This window comes from Streptomyces sp. NPDC051207 (assembly GCF_040682395.1).
Taxonomy (GTDB): Bacteria; Actinomycetota; Actinomycetes; order Streptomycetales; family Streptomycetaceae; genus Streptomyces.
In genome coordinates this window covers 32,004-46,581 of the sequence record NZ_JBFBAX010000005.1, presented here as the reverse complement: position 1 = coordinate 46,581, position 14,578 = coordinate 32,004, and the positions used below count along the sequence as shown (strand labels likewise).

Annotated in this window: 18 protein-coding genes; 9 read left to right on the top strand and 9 right to left on the bottom strand. The window is 74.4% G+C overall.

Annotated features, from left to right (window positions below; translation table 11 throughout):
- Positions 1-135 precede the first annotated feature (135 nt).
- The 3 genes from AB0M97_RS07025 to AB0M97_RS07015 are packed head-to-tail and all read left to right on the top strand — an operon-like array spanning position 136 to position 2,488.
- Positions 136-600 carry a hypothetical protein gene (locus AB0M97_RS07025; RefSeq protein WP_365959711.1) on the top strand — a complete coding sequence of 155 codons (465 nt, stop codon included), beginning with the start codon at positions 136-138 and terminating at the stop codon, positions 598-600.
- Positions 597-1,784, top strand: coding sequence for a zinc-dependent alcohol dehydrogenase (locus tag AB0M97_RS07020; protein ID WP_365959709.1), 1,188 nt, complete (start codon positions 597-599; stop codon positions 1,782-1,784). Before AB0M97_RS07025 ends, AB0M97_RS07020 begins: the two co-directional genes overlap by 4 nt.
- Positions 1,781-2,488, top strand: coding sequence for a phosphodiesterase (locus AB0M97_RS07015; RefSeq protein WP_365959708.1), 708 nt, complete (start codon positions 1,781-1,783; stop codon positions 2,486-2,488). Before AB0M97_RS07020 ends, AB0M97_RS07015 begins: the two co-directional genes overlap by 4 nt.
- 161 nt (positions 2,489-2,649) lie before the next feature.
- On the opposite strand, the gene AB0M97_RS07010 is transcribed toward AB0M97_RS07015, so the two are convergent.
- Complete coding sequence (locus AB0M97_RS07010) at positions 2,650-4,020, bottom strand: FAD-dependent oxidoreductase (protein WP_365959707.1); 1,371 nt, start codon at positions 4,018-4,020, stop codon at positions 2,650-2,652.
- Between the two features lie 183 nt (positions 4,021-4,203).
- Between AB0M97_RS07010 and AB0M97_RS07005 the strand changes: the two genes are divergently transcribed.
- Both AB0M97_RS07005 and AB0M97_RS07000 read left to right on the top strand, forming a co-directional pair.
- The gene (locus AB0M97_RS07005) at positions 4,204-4,635 is read left to right on the top strand and encodes a metalloregulator ArsR/SmtB family transcription factor (protein ID WP_365959706.1); all 432 of its coding nucleotides are present in this window, start codon (positions 4,204-4,206) and stop codon (positions 4,633-4,635) included.
- On the top strand, positions 4,632-5,138 hold the full coding sequence (locus AB0M97_RS07000) for an N-acetyltransferase family protein (protein WP_365959705.1): 507 nt from the start codon (positions 4,632-4,634) through the stop codon (positions 5,136-5,138). The genes AB0M97_RS07005 and AB0M97_RS07000 overlap by 4 nt, the downstream gene beginning before the upstream one ends.
- Positions 5,139-5,509: 371 nt before the next feature.
- Here the strand turns inward: AB0M97_RS07000 and arsB are convergent, their stop codons facing one another.
- Both arsB and AB0M97_RS06990 read right to left on the bottom strand, forming a co-directional pair.
- Complete coding sequence (arsB, locus tag AB0M97_RS06995; protein ID WP_365959916.1) at positions 5,510-6,538, bottom strand: ACR3 family arsenite efflux transporter; 1,029 nt, start codon at positions 6,536-6,538, stop codon at positions 5,510-5,512.
- Positions 6,539-6,630: 92 nt separating this feature from the next.
- Positions 6,631-6,939 carry a metalloregulator ArsR/SmtB family transcription factor gene (locus AB0M97_RS06990; protein ID WP_365959704.1) on the bottom strand — a complete coding sequence of 103 codons (309 nt, stop codon included), beginning with the start codon at positions 6,937-6,939 and terminating at the stop codon, positions 6,631-6,633.
- 41 nt (positions 6,940-6,980) lie between these two features.
- Between AB0M97_RS06990 and AB0M97_RS06985 the strand changes: the two genes are divergently transcribed.
- A complete protein-coding gene (locus tag AB0M97_RS06985; RefSeq protein WP_365959703.1) occupies positions 6,981-7,397 on the top strand; it encodes an arsenate reductase ArsC in 417 nt (138 codons plus the stop codon).
- Positions 7,398-7,520: 123 nt separating this feature from the next.
- Here AB0M97_RS06985 and AB0M97_RS06980 read toward each other — a convergent pair whose 3' ends face one another.
- The 4 genes from AB0M97_RS06980 to AB0M97_RS06965 form a co-directional block, all read right to left on the bottom strand.
- The gene (locus AB0M97_RS06980) at positions 7,521-9,005 is read right to left on the bottom strand and encodes a HAMP domain-containing sensor histidine kinase (protein WP_365959702.1); all 1,485 of its coding nucleotides are present in this window, start codon (positions 9,003-9,005) and stop codon (positions 7,521-7,523) included.
- Positions 9,006-9,791, bottom strand: a complete 786-nt coding sequence (locus AB0M97_RS06975; RefSeq protein ID WP_365959701.1) for a response regulator transcription factor — start codon at positions 9,789-9,791, stop codon at positions 9,006-9,008.
- Positions 9,792-9,864: 73 nt separating this feature from the next.
- The gene (locus tag AB0M97_RS06970; RefSeq protein WP_365959700.1) at positions 9,865-10,998 is read right to left on the bottom strand and encodes an LLM class flavin-dependent oxidoreductase; all 1,134 of its coding nucleotides are present in this window, start codon (positions 10,996-10,998) and stop codon (positions 9,865-9,867) included.
- Positions 10,999-11,170: 172 nt separating this feature from the next.
- Positions 11,171-12,061 (bottom strand): NADP-dependent oxidoreductase, encoded by an 891-nt coding sequence (locus AB0M97_RS06965; protein ID WP_365959699.1) that lies wholly within the window; start codon positions 12,059-12,061, stop codon positions 11,171-11,173.
- 123 nt (positions 12,062-12,184) lie between these two features.
- Between AB0M97_RS06965 and AB0M97_RS06960 the strand changes: the two genes are divergently transcribed.
- Positions 12,185-12,616, top strand: coding sequence for a helix-turn-helix domain-containing protein (locus AB0M97_RS06960; RefSeq protein ID WP_365959698.1), 432 nt, complete (start codon positions 12,185-12,187; stop codon positions 12,614-12,616).
- Here the strand turns inward: AB0M97_RS06960 and AB0M97_RS06955 are convergent.
- Positions 12,607-13,080, bottom strand: coding sequence for a MarR family winged helix-turn-helix transcriptional regulator (locus tag AB0M97_RS06955; protein ID WP_365959697.1), 474 nt, complete (start codon positions 13,078-13,080; stop codon positions 12,607-12,609). The two genes, AB0M97_RS06960 and AB0M97_RS06955, sit on opposite strands and share 10 nt — an antisense overlap.
- Positions 13,070-13,291: a hypothetical protein gene (locus AB0M97_RS06950; RefSeq protein WP_365959696.1), complete on the bottom strand. Its 222-nt coding sequence runs from the start codon at positions 13,289-13,291 to the stop codon at positions 13,070-13,072. Before AB0M97_RS06950 ends, AB0M97_RS06955 begins: the two co-directional genes overlap by 11 nt.
- 103 nt (positions 13,292-13,394) lie before the next feature.
- Here AB0M97_RS06950 and AB0M97_RS06945 point away from each other — a divergent pair, with 103 nt between their 5' ends.
- A complete protein-coding gene (locus tag AB0M97_RS06945) occupies positions 13,395-13,733 on the top strand; it encodes a YnfA family protein (protein WP_365959695.1) in 339 nt (112 codons plus the stop codon).
- Positions 13,734-13,776: 43 nt separating this feature from the next.
- The gene (locus AB0M97_RS06940) at positions 13,777-14,553 is read left to right on the top strand and encodes an SDR family NAD(P)-dependent oxidoreductase (RefSeq protein WP_365959694.1); all 777 of its coding nucleotides are present in this window, start codon (positions 13,777-13,779) and stop codon (positions 14,551-14,553) included.
- Positions 14,554-14,578 lie beyond the last annotated feature (25 nt).

Below are 14,578 nucleotides of genomic sequence, written 5' to 3'. Positions count from 1 at the left end.
ATCCCTCCCGCCGTCGGCGTTCTGCACCGCGCGCCCGGCCCCGGCGCCTGCCGGCCGGCGCCGTTTCATGCCGGTGGCCGCGGAAACCCGGCGCCCGACGGTGGCCGCCGGGACACCGGGAACGGAGGGCGTCCGATGAAGAAGCTGTGGTGGGTGGTGCCGGTGATGGCCGCCGGCGCCGCGGCCGTGCGGCGGTCCCGGCCGTCGCAGCGGGCCGACGAGCGGGCGGGCGACCGCTGGCTCACCGTGACGGTCAACCGGCCGCCCGCGGACGTCGGCTCCGAAGGGAAACCGCCGCCGCCCCTGGACGACCTCGCGGAGCGGATCGACGTACAGATCCGGCCGGCGCCGGGCGACCGCGGCACGGAACTGGCCGCACGGTTCAAGGAGCCCGTGCCCGCCGTGTCCACGTCCGTGCCCGCACGCCTCGCCGGGCAGGACCCGCGTCAGGAACTGCGGCGCGCGCTGCGCGACGCCAAGGCCCTGCTGGAGGCGGGCGAGGTGCTGCGGCCCGACGCGCCGCCCACGACCCGCCCCACACCGGGCGGCAAGCTGGTCGAGGTGCTGACCCGTCGCTCCGGTGGGGAGGGAGTGCTGTGAAGGCGCTGTGCTGGGAGGGCGTGAACAAGCTGTCCGTCGAGCAGGTCCCCGATCCGGAGCTGCGCAACGACCAGGACATCGTCGTACGGCTGATCGCGGGCACCACCTGCGGCTCCGACCTGCACCTCATCGGCGGCTACATCCCGGCCATGCGTGCCGGGGACGTGATCGGCCACGAGTTCGTCGGCGAGGTCGTGGAGATTGGGTCCGCCGTCCGCCGTCACCAGGTGGGCGACCGGGTCGTCGTCTGCTCGTTCGTCGGCTGCGGGCGGTGCTGGTACTGCGCCAACGACCTCTGGTCCCTGTGCGACAACACCAACACCAACCCCGGCATCGGCCAGGCCCTGCTGGGCTACGAGACCGCGGGCATCTTCGGCTACTCCCACGCCATGGGCGGTCTGCGCGGCAGCCACGCCGAGTACGTCCGCGTCCCCTTCGCCGACTACGGTGCCTTCACCGTGCCCGAGGGCGTCGACGACATCAGCGCCCTGTTCGTCTCCGACTCCGTGCCGACCGGGTGGATGGGCGCCGACCTCGCCGGCGTCGAACCCGGGGACGTCGTCGCCGTCTGGGGCTGCGGAGCCGTGGGGCAGATGGCTGCCAGGGCGGCGGTCCTGAAGGGCGCCGAGCGGGTCATCTCCATCGACCGCATACCCGAACGGCTGGCCATGGCCGAGCGGTACGCGGGCGCGGAGACCATCGACTACACCACCACGGACGTGGCGGCGGAACTGCGCGAACGCACCGGCGGGCGCGGCCCCGACGTGTGCATCGAGGCCGTCGGCATGGAAGCCCACAGCGACGGCCCGCTGCACCTGTACGACCAGGCCAAGCAGCAGCTGCGGCTCCAGACCGACCGGCCCACCGCCGTACGCCAGGCCATCCACGCCTGCCGCAAGGCCGGCACCGTCTTCATCCTGGGTGTCTTCGCGGGCGCCGTCGACAAGTTCCCGCTCGGCGCCGTGATCAACAAAGGGCTCACCGTGCGCGGCGCCCAGATGCACGGGCAGCGCTACATCCCGATGCTCCTGGAGCGGGTGGCGGCCGGTGAGATCGAGACGGCCCACCTGGCGACCCACACCCTCTCGCTCGACCAGGCGCCCACGGCGTACGACATGTTCAAGCACAAGACCGACGGCTGCGTCCGGGCCGTCATCCGTCCCGGGACCCGGGGGGCGGCGTGATCGTCAGCCGCGCGGCACACGGTGTGGCCGACCTGCTGGCCCGGTGGCGCTCGGCACCGGCCCTGCATCCCCACGGGGTGCTGTGCACGGGAACGCTGACCGTGACCGGCCGCGCGGACTCCGGGTGGGGCGTGCCGTGGCTGGACCGGCCCGGCTCCTACCGGGTGACGGTGCGCTGGTCCCGTGCGCTCGGCCTGCCCCGGCGGCTGCCGGACGGCCTGGGCCTGGCCGTCCGGGTCGAGGACGCCGACGGGCCGGGCAGGACGCTCGACCTGCTGTTCACGTCCAGCCGTGCCGGGCGGTTCGGCCGGCACCTGCCCCTTCTGCGGCCCCATGCGCTGACCGGCCCGTACTCCACCCTGCTGTCCTACCGCACGGGTGACCGTGAACGGGTCCTGGCGGCCTTTCCCGTGCCCGGTCCGAGCGGCGCGGGAGAAGCCACCATGCCGACGCTGTGGCAGGAGCTGGCCCGCCGGCCCGTCCGCTTCGACCTGCGCGCAGCCGCCCCCGACGAGCCGTGGAGCACCTTCGCCTCACTGTCCCTGGAAGCCGCGCACCCCGCTCCGGCCACCAGCACCCTCTCCTACGACCCCTACGCCCACAGCCTCCCCCGGCTGCGTCCCACCGGACGACTGCGCCGGCTCCGCGACGCCGCCTACGCCGGCTCCCGCCACGGACGGGAGGGCCGACGGCGTCATCCGTGAGGGAAGCGCGCCGGGCGACCGGGCCCCTGACCGGCGCGAGGTCACGCGGCCGGTCGAAGATCGCCGAACGCGTCCCGCAACCGGGGCAGCAATTCGTCCTCGGGCGGGTTCCCAGGGAAGACGTGACCGATCACTCGAACAGGCCCCACCGGGCGAGGTGTTCAGCAGCCGCCGGAGGCCGCCCCGGGGCCGTCGGTCCGGGGGGTCGCGGGGGCGGTGCAGCAGCCGCCCGTCGGCTGTTGCGGGTCGGTCGGCTGGTCGAAGAGGCCCGTGCCGCCGCAGACGCCCGTCTCCGGGAGGGTCAGTTCGACGCGTTCGGCGGCCTCGTGGTCGCCGGCGAGGGCCGCGGCGACGGAGCGGACCTGCTCGTAGCCGGTCAGGGCGAGGAACGTGGGCGCGCGGCCGTAGGACTTCATGCCGACGAGGTGGAGGCCCGGCTCGGGGTGGGAGAGTTCGGCCACGCCGTGCGGGTAGACGGTGCCGCAGGAGTGGACGTTCGGGTCGATGAGCGGGGCCAGCGCGGTGGGCGCCTGGAGGCGTTCGTCGAGGCCGAGGCGGACCTCGGACAGGAAGGACAGGTCGGGCCGGAAACCGGTCAGGACGATCACCTCGTCCACCGGGTCCAGCCGGCGGCCGTCCTCCGCGACGAGGACGAGCCGGTCGCCGTCCGGTGCGACGGCCTCGGTGCGGAAGCCGGTGACCGCGCTCGCGTGCCCGGCCTCCACGGCGGACTTGGCGCGCAGGCCGAGGGCGCCGCGGGCGGGCAGCTGGTCGGCCTCGCCGCCGCCGAAGGTGTTCGCACCGATGCCGCGGCGCAGGATCCACACCGCGTGCGTGCCGTCCTCCTCCTCCGCCAGGCCGGCGAGGGCGGCCAGCGCGGTGAAGGCGGACGCGCCCGAGCCGACGACGGCCGTACGGCGGCCCGCGTAACGGGCCCGGACCGCCGGGTCGTCGAGGTCGGGGACGCGGTAGGAGACGCGGTCGGCGGCGGCCTTCTCGCCGAGCGCGGGCAGGCCGTCGGCACCCAGCGGGCCCGGCGTGGACCACGTACCGGACGCGTCGATCACGGCACGCGCGGTGATCCGCTCCTCCCGTCCGTCGGCGGTCGTCACGTGCACGGTGAAGGGCTGCTGCTCGCGGCCCGAGTCGACCACCCGGTCCCGCCCGGCCCGGGCGACGCCGGTGACCGTCGCGCCGTAGCGCACCCTGTCGCCGAGGGCGTCGGCGAGCGGCTGGAGGTAGCGGCCGGCCCAGTCGCCGCCCGTCGGGTACGCCGCGCCGTCCGGGCGTACCCAGCCGGTCGGGGCGAGCAGTTTCTCGGCGGCCGGGTCGACCACCTCGGACCACGGGGAGAACAGCCGCACGTGCGCCCACTCGCGCACGGCGGTTCCGGCGGACGGGCCCGTCTCCAGGACCAGTGGTCGCAGGCCCCGTCCGGCCAGGTGGGCGGCGGCGGCCAGGCCGACGGGGCCGGCTCCGATCACGACGACGGGAAGCGGTTCGGTGGGGGCGGGGGTGGAGGCGGCGGTCACGGTGTCTGTCTCCCAGCGTGCGTGGTTCGACGTGTGTCGATGGCTTGGTACCGCCAGCATGGCCCCTGCATCGACAATCGTCAACATAGATGGTTGTCGAATCCGTCGAGTGCCCCCGCGGGCCCGTCTTCTCGTCGACATCCCGCCCACCCCCACTGGTTAGACGTGTGTCAACATAGACACATGTCGAACACGAAGGCGCTGCCCCTGCTCCACCCCGCCGAAGAGGCCGTCGCGCCCTGCTGCCCGCCCCTCACCGAGCGCCCCTTCAGCGCCGAGGAGGCCGAGGCGGCCGCGCGGATGTTCAAGGCCCTCGGCGATCCCGTACGGCTGCGGCTGTTCTCGGCGGTGGCCTCCCACGAGGGCGGCGAGGCGTGCGTGTGCGACATCTCCGACGTGGGGGTCTCGCAGCCGACCGTCTCCCACCACCTGAAGAAGCTCAAGGAGGCCGGCCTGCTCACCTCCGAGCGGCGCGGCACCTGGGTCTACTACCGGGTGGAGCCGTCGGTGCTGGCCGCGATGGGCAAGCTCCTGACCGGCAGCCCGGCAGCCCCGGCCACGCCGGATGTCCCGGTCGCCGCTCAAGCCGCCCGGCCCGCCCCGGCCGCGTCATGACGCCCCCGACCGCCGTCACCGTCACGCCGATGGCCGCCGGGCACGCCGACGAGGTGCTGGCGATCTACCAGGCGGGCATCGACGAGGGCGACGCGACCTTCGAGACGGCGGCGCCGACGTGGGAGGCGTTCGACGCGGCGAGGCTGCGCGAGCACCGTTTCGTCGCTCTGGACGAGGACGGGGCGGTGCTCGGCTGGGTCGCGGCCTCCGCCGTCTCCGACCGGTGCGCGTACGCCGGTGTCGTGGAGCACTCGGTGTACGTCGCCCCCGCCGCCCGGGGCCGCGGGGTGGCCGCCGCGCTGCTGAAGGCGCTGGTCGAGTCCACGGAGGCGGCCGGGATCTGGACGATCCAGTCCGGGATCTTCCCGGAGAACACGGCCAGCCTCGCCCTGCACGAGCGGGCCGGCTTCCGTCTCATCGGCGTCCGCGAGCGCATCGGCCGCCATCACGGCCGGTGGCGTGACGTCGTCCTGCTGGAGCGCCGCAGCCCGGCCGTCGACTGACGACCGGGCCGCGCCCCGCGCGGGTCGGAGGGCGGCGCCGAACCCCGCCGCCGAGGCGGACGACCAGCCCGCGCCCCGCGCCGCCGCCCGGCCCTCGACCGGGCCACGCCCCACGCGGTCGGAGGGCGGCGCCGCACTCCACCGCCGAGGCCGGCGGCCAGGCCGCGCCCCGCGCGCCCGCCCGGCCCTCGACCAGGCACGCCCGGCGCCCGCCGCCCGGCCCCTCGACCGAGCCACGCCCCACGCGGGTCGGCGGGCGGCGCCGAACCCCGCCGCCGAGGCGGACGACCAGGCCGCGCCCCGCACCGCCGAGGCCGGCGGCCAGGCCGCGCCCCGCGCCGCGGCCAGGCCCCGGCCGGCCCGCGCCCGGATCAGCCGGCGGCAGCGAACCTCCGCCGCCAGGCCAGCGACACATACACCAGCGCCACCAGCACCGGCACCTCGATCAGCGGGCCGACCACGCCCGACAGTGCCTGGCCCGAGGTGACGCCGAACGTGCCGATGGCGACCGCGATGGCCAGCTCGAAGTTGTTCCCGGCCGCCGTGAAGGCGAGCGTGGCGGTGCGGTCGTAGGCGAGGCCGATCGCCTTGCCGAGGGCGAAGACGCCGAACCACATCACCGCGAAGTACACGAGCAGCGGGAGCGCGATGCGGGCCACGTCGAGCGGCCGCGAGGTGATGGTCCCGCCCTGGAGGGCGAACAGGACGACGATCGTGAACAGCAGGCCGTACAGCGCCCACGGCCCGATCCTCGGCAGGAAGCCCGTCTCGTACGTCTCGCGGCCCAGCTTCCGTTCGCCGACGCGGCGGGTGAGGAAGCCGGCCAGCAGCGGCACGCCGAGGAAGACGACGACGTTCAGCGCGATCTTCCCCATGGAGATGTCGAGCCGCTCGCCGTCACCGAGGCCGAGCCAGCCCGGCAGCAGGTCGAGGTAGAACCAGCCGAGCAGGCCGAACGCGAGGACCTGGAAGACGGAGTTCAGCGCCACGAGTACGGCGGCGGCCTCCCGGTCTCCGCAGGCGAGGTCGTTCCAGATGATCACCATGGCGATGCAGCGGGCCAGGCCGACGATGATCAGGCCGGTGCGGTACTCGGGCAGGTCGGGCAGGAAGATCCACGCCAGCGCGAACATCACCGCAGGGCCGGCGACCCAGTTGACGGCCAGCGAGGCGATCATGAGCCTGCGGTCGCCGGTCACGGCGTCGAACCGGTCGTAGCGGACCTTGGCCAGCACCGGATACATCATGATCAGCAGGCCCGCCGCGATCGGCAGGGAGATGCCGCCGATCTCGACCTTCGCCAGCGCGTCGTCCAGCCCGGGGACGGCCCTGCCGAGGCCCAGGCCGACGGCCATGGCGAGCAGGATCCAGACGGCGAGGAAGCGGTCGAGCGTCGACAGCCGCGCGACGACCGAGGACTCCCCGGCGGTCGCGGGTGTCCCGGTAGCGGTCGCGGGCGTCTCGGTACCGGTCGCGGACCCCTCGGTGCCGGTCACAGGCACGCCCGCTTGGTCGCAGCGGCGCCACGGGCGGCCTCGGCCAGCTCGGCGAACCGGTCGGCGAGCGACGCGATGACGTCCGGGCACAGCCTGTAGTACGTGTACCGGCCGCAGGGTTCCGTTTCGACCACTCCGGCCTCGCGCAGCACTCTCAGGTGGTTGGAGAGGTTGGTCTGCCTGGCACCGGTCTCCTCGATGAGGTGCGTGGTGCAGAGCGTCTCCCTGGCCAGCAGGGTGACGATCCGGAGGCGGAGCGGGTCGGCGAGCACCCGCAACAGATCAGTGTCGACTGACATCAGCATGGGCTGATACTTTCACATCAGCCAACCAAGGAAGTACGCCCATGTCCTCCAGCCCTCTGGCCTCCGTGCTGTTCGTCTGCGTCCACAACGCCGGGCGCTCGCAGATGGCCGCCGGTTTCCTCAGCCACCTCGCGGGCGACCGCGTCGAGGTCCGCTCCGCCGGGTCGGTCCCGGGCGAGCGGGTCAACCCGTCCGCCGTCGAGGCGATGAGGGAGGTCGGCATCGACATCTCCGGCGCCACGCCGAAGATCCTCACCACCGAGGCAGTCCGGGAGTCCGACTACGTCATCACCATGGGCTGCGGCGACGCCTGTCCGGTCTTCCCGGGCAGGACGTACCTGGACTGGGCCCTGGAGGACCCGGCCGGCAAGGGCGTCGACGCGGTCCGCCCGATCCGCGACGAGATCAGGAGCCGGGTGGAGGCCCTGATCGCCGAGATCGACGCACGGCAGGCCTGACCGGGCCCGCCTCACCGCGCCCCGCTCACCGCAGCCGGCCGCACGCCCGCCCCGTTGCCGACCTGAACGACACCGTCGGCGACGTCCGCCTCAGGCCCACCGCTGGGAAGGTGGGACAGGCGCTCAGCCGGCACCGCCCCCGCCCGTCTCCTCCCCCGCCCCACCGCCTCCCACGGTGAAGCCGATCACCGCCCCGCCCCCGTCGCGCCGGACGGCGAAGGGGGCCCCGCCGTGGGCGAGTGCCACCTCGCGGACGATGGACAGGCCGAGGCCCGAGCCGGGCAGGGAGCGCGCGTCGGCGGCGCGGTAGAAGCGGTCGAAGACATGGCCGAGGTCGCCGTCGTCGATGCCGGGCCCGCGGTCGCGGACCTCGACGCGGACGGGGCCGACGGAGCCCTCCCCGCTCGGCCGGGGCAGGGCCGGACCGGTCACGGCGATCTCGATGGGCGCGCTGCCGCCCCGGTCGAACTTGGCCGCGTTCTCCACGAGGTTGGACATCGCCCGCGTCAGCAGGCCGGGCCGGCCCTCGGCGGTCGTGTCGCCGTCCGCGCGGACCACGATCTCCCGCCCGGTGCGCCGCCGCGCCAGACCGGCCACGTCCTCGGCGATGTCCGCGAGGTCGACCCGCTGCGGCGGCTCACTGTCCGACTGGCCGGCCGCGAGGTCCACCAGTTCGTTGACGAGGTCGGTCAGTTCCCGGGCCTCCTGGCCCAGGTCGGCGACCAGTTCCTCGCGGGCGGCGGGCGGGAGTTCGTCGATGCGGCGCAGCAGGGAGATGTTCGTCCGCAGCGACGTCAGCGGCGTACGCAGTTCGTGTCCCGCGTCCTGCACGAGCCGCCGCTGGTCCTCCTCGGACTGGGCCAGCCGGCCCAGCATGCGGTCGAAGGCCCGGCCGAGGCGGCCCACCTCGTCGTAGCCGGTCACCGGCACCTGGATGTCGAGCCGCCGGGTCCGGGCGACGTCCTCGGCCGCCGAGGTGAGGACGACGAGGCGGCGGGTGATGCGCCGCGCCAGCCACCAGCCGAACAGGCCCGCGCCGACCACCACGGCCGTCGTCGTCACGAGCGTCCGCTGCTGAAGGGACCGCAGCAGGTCCTCGGTGTCGCTGAACGACTGTGCCACCTGCACCGCGCCCCGGCCGCCGCCGAGTGCGACGGTCGCCACCCGGTACACGTCGTCGCCGACGTCGACGGCCATGTGCACGGCCAGCCGCCCGGCCGTGGCGGCGCCCGCGATCCCCCGGTCGGCGTCGGTGACCGGCAGTCCCGGATGGCCGGGGTCCACGATCGCGCCGTCGGGCCCGAGCACCTGCACGTCCGTGCGGGCCGGGCGCAGCAGGTCGTGGCCGGGCGCGGACGAGGAGAAGTCCTCCGGCGTCATCCGCGCGTGCCGCACCTCGTTCCGTACGTCCTGCACGACCTCGTCGAACACCGTCTGCTGGTCCACGCGCACCAGGCGGGCGGCGGCGCTGTAGGAGAGGATGCCGACGAGGACGGTGACGGCGGCCGTGACCGCCGCGAACGACAGCGCGAACGTGGTCCGCAGCGACACCAGCCGAAGCCGCCGCCTGCCCGGCAGCCGCCCGAACCGGCCGCCGGCCGGGCCCATTCAGTCCTCCCGCAGCACGTAACCCACACCGCGCACCGTGTGGATCAGCTGCGGGGCGCCCGGCTCGTCCAGCTTGCGGCGCAGATAGCCGACGTAGACGGCGAGGTTCTTGGAGCCCGGCCCGAAGTCGTAGCCCCAGATGCGGTCGTAGATGGTGGAGTGGTCCAGGACGATGCCCGCGTTGCGGACCAGCAGTTCCAGCAGCTCGAACTCGGTGCGGGTCAGTTCCAGCTCCCGCTCCCCGCGCCAGGCCCGCCGCGCCTGCGGGTCCATGCGCAGCCCGGCGGCCCGCAGGTGGGGCCGGGCGGGCTGCTCCTCCGGTACGGCGGCCCGCGGTGCGGTGGGCGGCGGCGCGTCCGGCGTGCCGGGCGGGGCGGGGCGGGCGGGGGAACCGGCGCCCTGTCCGGTGCCGTTGCCGCCTCCCGTGCGGCGCAGCAGCGCCCGCAGCCGCGCGAAGACCTCCTCGACGTCGAACGGCTTGACCACGTAGTCGTCGGCGCCCGCGTCCAGCCCGGCGATCCGGTCGGCGGTCTCGACCAGCGCGGTGAGCATCAGGATCGGGGTGCTGTCGCCCTCGGCGCGCAGCACGCGGGCCACCTGGAGCCCGTCGATGCCGGGCATCATCACGTCGAGCACCAGCACGTCCGGCCGTCCGCGGTGGGCCTGGGCCAGCGCCGCGACGCCGTCGGCGACCGCGGTCACCTCGTAGCCCTCCAGGATCAGGGCGCGTTCGAGGGCGTGCCGGATGGCGCGGTCGTCTTCGGCGAGCAGAACGGTGTGGGGCACGGGTCCAGTCTGCCAAGCCGCCGCAGCCACCCGCCCGACGGACGGCCCACGGGCGCCGCTTCCCACCGGCCTCTCACTCGGCCCGGCCGCCGGCCCGGCTCGGCGTGCCCTGCGCCTTGCCGGGCTCGGCCTCCTTGGCCGCCGCGGCCAGCAGCGACACATGCGTGGGCGCGTCCGGCACCCCCGCGGGACGTCGGGCGGCGAACTCCTTCCGCAGCACCGGCACGACCTCCTCGCCGAGCATGTCGAGCTGCTCCAGCACGGTCTTCAGCGGCAGCCCGGCGTGATCCATCAGGAACAGCTGGCGCTGGTAGTCCCCGGCGTACTCCCGGAAGGACAGCGTCTTGTCGACGACCTGCTGCGGGGAGCCGACGGTCAGCGGTGTCTGCTCGGTGAAGTCCTCCAGCGACGGCCCGTGCCCGTACACGGGCGCGTTGTCGAAGTAGGGCCGGAACTCGCGCACCGCGTCCTGCGAGTTCTTCCGCATGAACACCTGCCCGCCGAGCCCGACGACGGCCTGCTCGGGCGTGCCGTGCCCGTAGTGGGCGTACCGGGTCCGGTACAGCTCGACCATCCGCTTCGTGTGGTCGGCCGGCCAGAAGATGTTGTTGTGGAAGAAGCCGTCGCCGTAGGACGCGGCCTGCTCGGCGATCTCCGGGGAGCGGATGGAGCCGTGCCAGACGAACGGCGGTACGCCGTCCAGCGGGCGGGGGGTGGAGGTGAAGCCCTGCAGCGGGGTGCGGAACGTCCCCTCCCAGTCCACGACGTCCTCGCGCCACAGCCGGTGCAGCAGGGCGTAGTTCTCGACGGCGAGGTTGATGCCCTGCCGGATGTCCTGGCCGAACCAGGGGTAGACCGGGCCGGTGTTGCCGCGGCCCAGCATCAGATCCACCCGGCCGTCCGCGAGGTGCTGGAGCATCGCGTAGTCCTCGGCGATCTTCACCGGGTCGTTGGTGGTGATGAGGGTGGTGGAGGTCGACAGGATCAGGCGCTCGGTGCGCGCCGCGATGTAGCCGAGCATCGTGGTGGGGGACGACGGCACGAACGGCGGGTTGTGGTGCTCGCCGGTCGCGAAGACGTCCAGGCCGACCTCCTCGGCCTTCAGCGCGATGGCAACCATGGCCTTGATCCGCTCGCGCTCGGTCGGGGTGCGTCCCGTCGTCGGGTCGGGCGTGACGTCGCCGACGCTGAAGATCCCGAACTGCATGACCGCTCCCAAGTTGTTGACCGTTAAACCATCATACTCCGGAACGGCCGACTCCCTGGTGTTGTTCCGCACGGCCGACGCGCGGGCCGGTCACCCCCGGGCCACCGGAGGCACCGGAGGCACCGGCCGTACCGCCCGCCGCCGCGCCGGCCCCCGCCACCCCCACGGCCCCCTACGGGATCAGCACCAGCCGCCCCCGCACCCCGCCCTCCGCGAGCCGGGCGTGCGCCTTCGCCGCGTCGTCCAGGGCGTACGTCTCGGCCACCCGCAGCGTCAGCATCCCCTCGTCGGCCAGCCGGACCAGCTCCGCGAGCCGTGCCCCGTCGGCGCTCACCTCCACGGCGGTGGTCCGCACCCCGCGCACCGGGGACGGGGCGGCCTGCGGAATGACACCGACGTACGCGCCCCCGTCCCGCACCGAACCGAGCGCGGCCTCGCCGAGGACCGCCGCGTCCAGTACGCCGTCGACCCCGCCCGGCTCGACGGCGCCGCTGGTGAATCGGGCGGCGCCCAGGGACCGTACGAGCTCCTCGTCCTCCTCCCGGGCCAGCGCGGTCACCACCAGCCCGGCGCGGACCGCGAGCTGCACCGCGAACCCGCCGACGGCACCCGCCGCGCCCGTCACCAGCAGGGACTGCCCCCGCTCCAGGCCGAGCAGGTCGAGGGCCTGCGCGGCGGTCAGCGCGTTGAGCGGCAGCGTCGCCGCGTGCACGGCGTCGGCCGTGGCCGGCGCCCCGGCCACCGCGTCGGCGGGGACCACGACGTACTCGGCGTGCGCGCCCAGCGGCTTCACGGCGCCGTGGGAGAGTGCCACCACCTCGTCACCGACGTGCCACACGGCCCCCGCCCCCACGGCGTCCACGGTCCCGGCCACGTCCCAGCCGAGCCCGAGCCGCTCGCCCGCCCCGCCGAACACCCCCGAGCGCACCGCCGCGTCCACCGGGTTCAGCGCCGCCGCCGCGACCTTGATCCGCACCTGCCCCGCGCCCGGCTCGGGCACCTCCGTCTCCACGACCTCCACGGCCTCCGGCCCACCGAACGCTGTCACCACTGCTGCACGCATGACGGACATCTCCAGGAATCGGCATTCACCGCGGTACCTCCGCGGCTGCCGCAACCCTAGAAAGAGTTACTATCCATCGGGAAGTAGTTACCTGAAGGTGCCTAGATACCCGCGAGGAGAGCCATGGCGACCACCACCGCGGCCCAGCGGCGCGAGCGGGCCCGCGTCGAGTACGACGCGTTCCTGCGCGACTGCCCCACCAACCAGCTCCTGGACCGCATCAGCGACAAGTGGGTCAGCCTGATCGTCGCGGCCCTCGCCGCCGGCCCCATGCGCTACAGCGACCTCGGCCGCAGGATCGCCGGCGTCAGCCCCAAGATGCTGACGCAGACGCTGCGTTCCCTGGAACGCGACGGCATCCTCACCCGCACCGTCACCCCGTCGGTGCCCGTCCGCGTCGACTACGAGCTGACCCCGCTCGGCCGCAACCTCGCCCTGCTGCTGACCGCCGTGAAGGACTGGGCGGAGACCCACATCGAGGAGGTCCACCGCGCCCGGGAGCGCTACGACGCCGAACGGGACGAGGCGGGCAGCGGCGCCGGCACTCAGGGCTGACCCGCCCGCAGCCGGGCCACCTGCTCCCCGTGGAAGTCCGCCGCCCGCCGCAGCTGCGCCACCACCAGCCGCAGCTCGGCGTCGTCCAGGTCGTCGAACAGGCTGCCCAGACCGCCGTTCAGCCGCTCCCACATCCGGCGCAGCTCGGCCGCCTTCTCCGGCACGGCCGCCACCATCACCCGCCGCCGGTCCCGCTCGTCCCGCCGCCGCACCACGTACCCGGCCCGCTCCAGCCGGTCCACCAGCCGCGTCGCCGAGCCGATCGTCAGCCCCGTGAGCGCGGCGACCCGGCTCGTCGGCACCGGGCCGTCCTCCAGCGTGAGCACGTTCAGGCACTGCAGGTCGGTCGGGTGCAGCCCGAGCCGGTCGGCCACCGCCTGGCTGAACAGCGCCGCCGACGCCATCGAGCGCCGCGAGGCCACGGTCAGCTCCTCCATCAGCCGCGCCCGCGCGTCAGAACACATCCGAGTCCCCCGTGTCCAGCGCCGGCACCCGGTGCCGGTCGTCGACCCGGTCGCGGTCCACCGCTCCCCCGCCCCCCACCCCGGACGCCGCCCCCGCGACGGGCACGACGGCACCGGCCACCGGCAGGACTGCACCGAACACCACGCCCCGCCGCCGCACCCGCTTCCTCCGCACACCGATGCCCGCGCCGAAACCGCTGCTGCCGTCCACCGGGACCACTCCTCACTCCACAGGGGTCGTACGGATGTATCCCCCGCCAGGCGTCCGGCAGGCGCCGTCCATCAGGTGACACGGGCCGTGCCAAGCTGCCCGCATGCTGATCCTCCGCTCCGCCGCGCTGTTCGTGCTCGCCGCGTTCCTCGAGATCGGCGGCGCCTGGCTGGTCTGGCAGGGCGTGCGCGAACACCGCGGCCGGCTGTGGGCCGCGGGCGGCGTCCTCGCACTCGGCGCGTACGGTTTCGTCGCCACGCTCCAGCCCGACGCCCACTTCGGCCGCGTCCTCGCCGCGTACGGCGGCATCTTCGTCGCCGGCTCGATCCTGTGGGGCGTGCTCGCCGACGGCTACCGCCCCGACCGCTGGGACATCACGGGCGCGCTGGTGTGCCTGGCGGGAATGGCCCTGATCATGTGGGCACCGCGCAACGGCGGCTGACTTACCCTGGGCGGCGACCGGTCGTACGAACCAGGAGCAGCCCATGGCCACCGCCGCACCGCCCGCCGCCTCCCGCATCGCCGTCGTCACCGGTGCGAGCAGCGGAATCGGCGCCGCCACGGCCCGGCAGCTCGCCGCGGCCGGCTACCGCGTCGTCCTCACCGCCCGTCGCAAGGACCGCATCGAGGCGCTCGCCGCGGAGATCGGCGCGGCGGGCCACCAGGCGACGGCGTACCCGCTGGACGTCACGGACCGCGCGGCGGTCGACGAGTTCGCCACCGCCTTCAGGACGATCGGCGTGCTGGTCAACAACGCGGGCGGCGCACTGGGCGCCGACCCGGTCGCCACCGGCGACCCGGACGACTGGCGCCGCATGTACGAGACGAACGTCATCGGCACCCTGCACCTCACCCAGGCCCTGCTGCCCAAGCTGGAGGCGAGCGGCGACGGCACGGTCGTGGTCGTCACCTCCACGGCCGGCCACGCCACGTACGAGGGCGGCGCGGGCTACGTCGCCGCCAAGCACGGCGCCAACGTCCTCGCCGAGACCCTCCGCCTGGAGATCGTCGGCCGCCCGGTCCGCGTCATCGAGATCGCGCCCGGCATGGTGAGGACGGAGGAGTTCGCCCTGACCCGCTTCGGCGGCGACCGGGACCGGGCGGAGAAGGTCTACCAGGGCGTCGCCGAGCCCCTCACCGCGGACGACGTGGCCGACACGATCACGTGGGCGGTGACCCGTCCCGCCCACGTCAACATCGACCTCCTCGTGGTCCGCCCCCGCGCCCAGGCCTCGAACACCAAGATCCACCGGGAGCCGTGACGCCGGGCGACCGGCAACCGGGCGA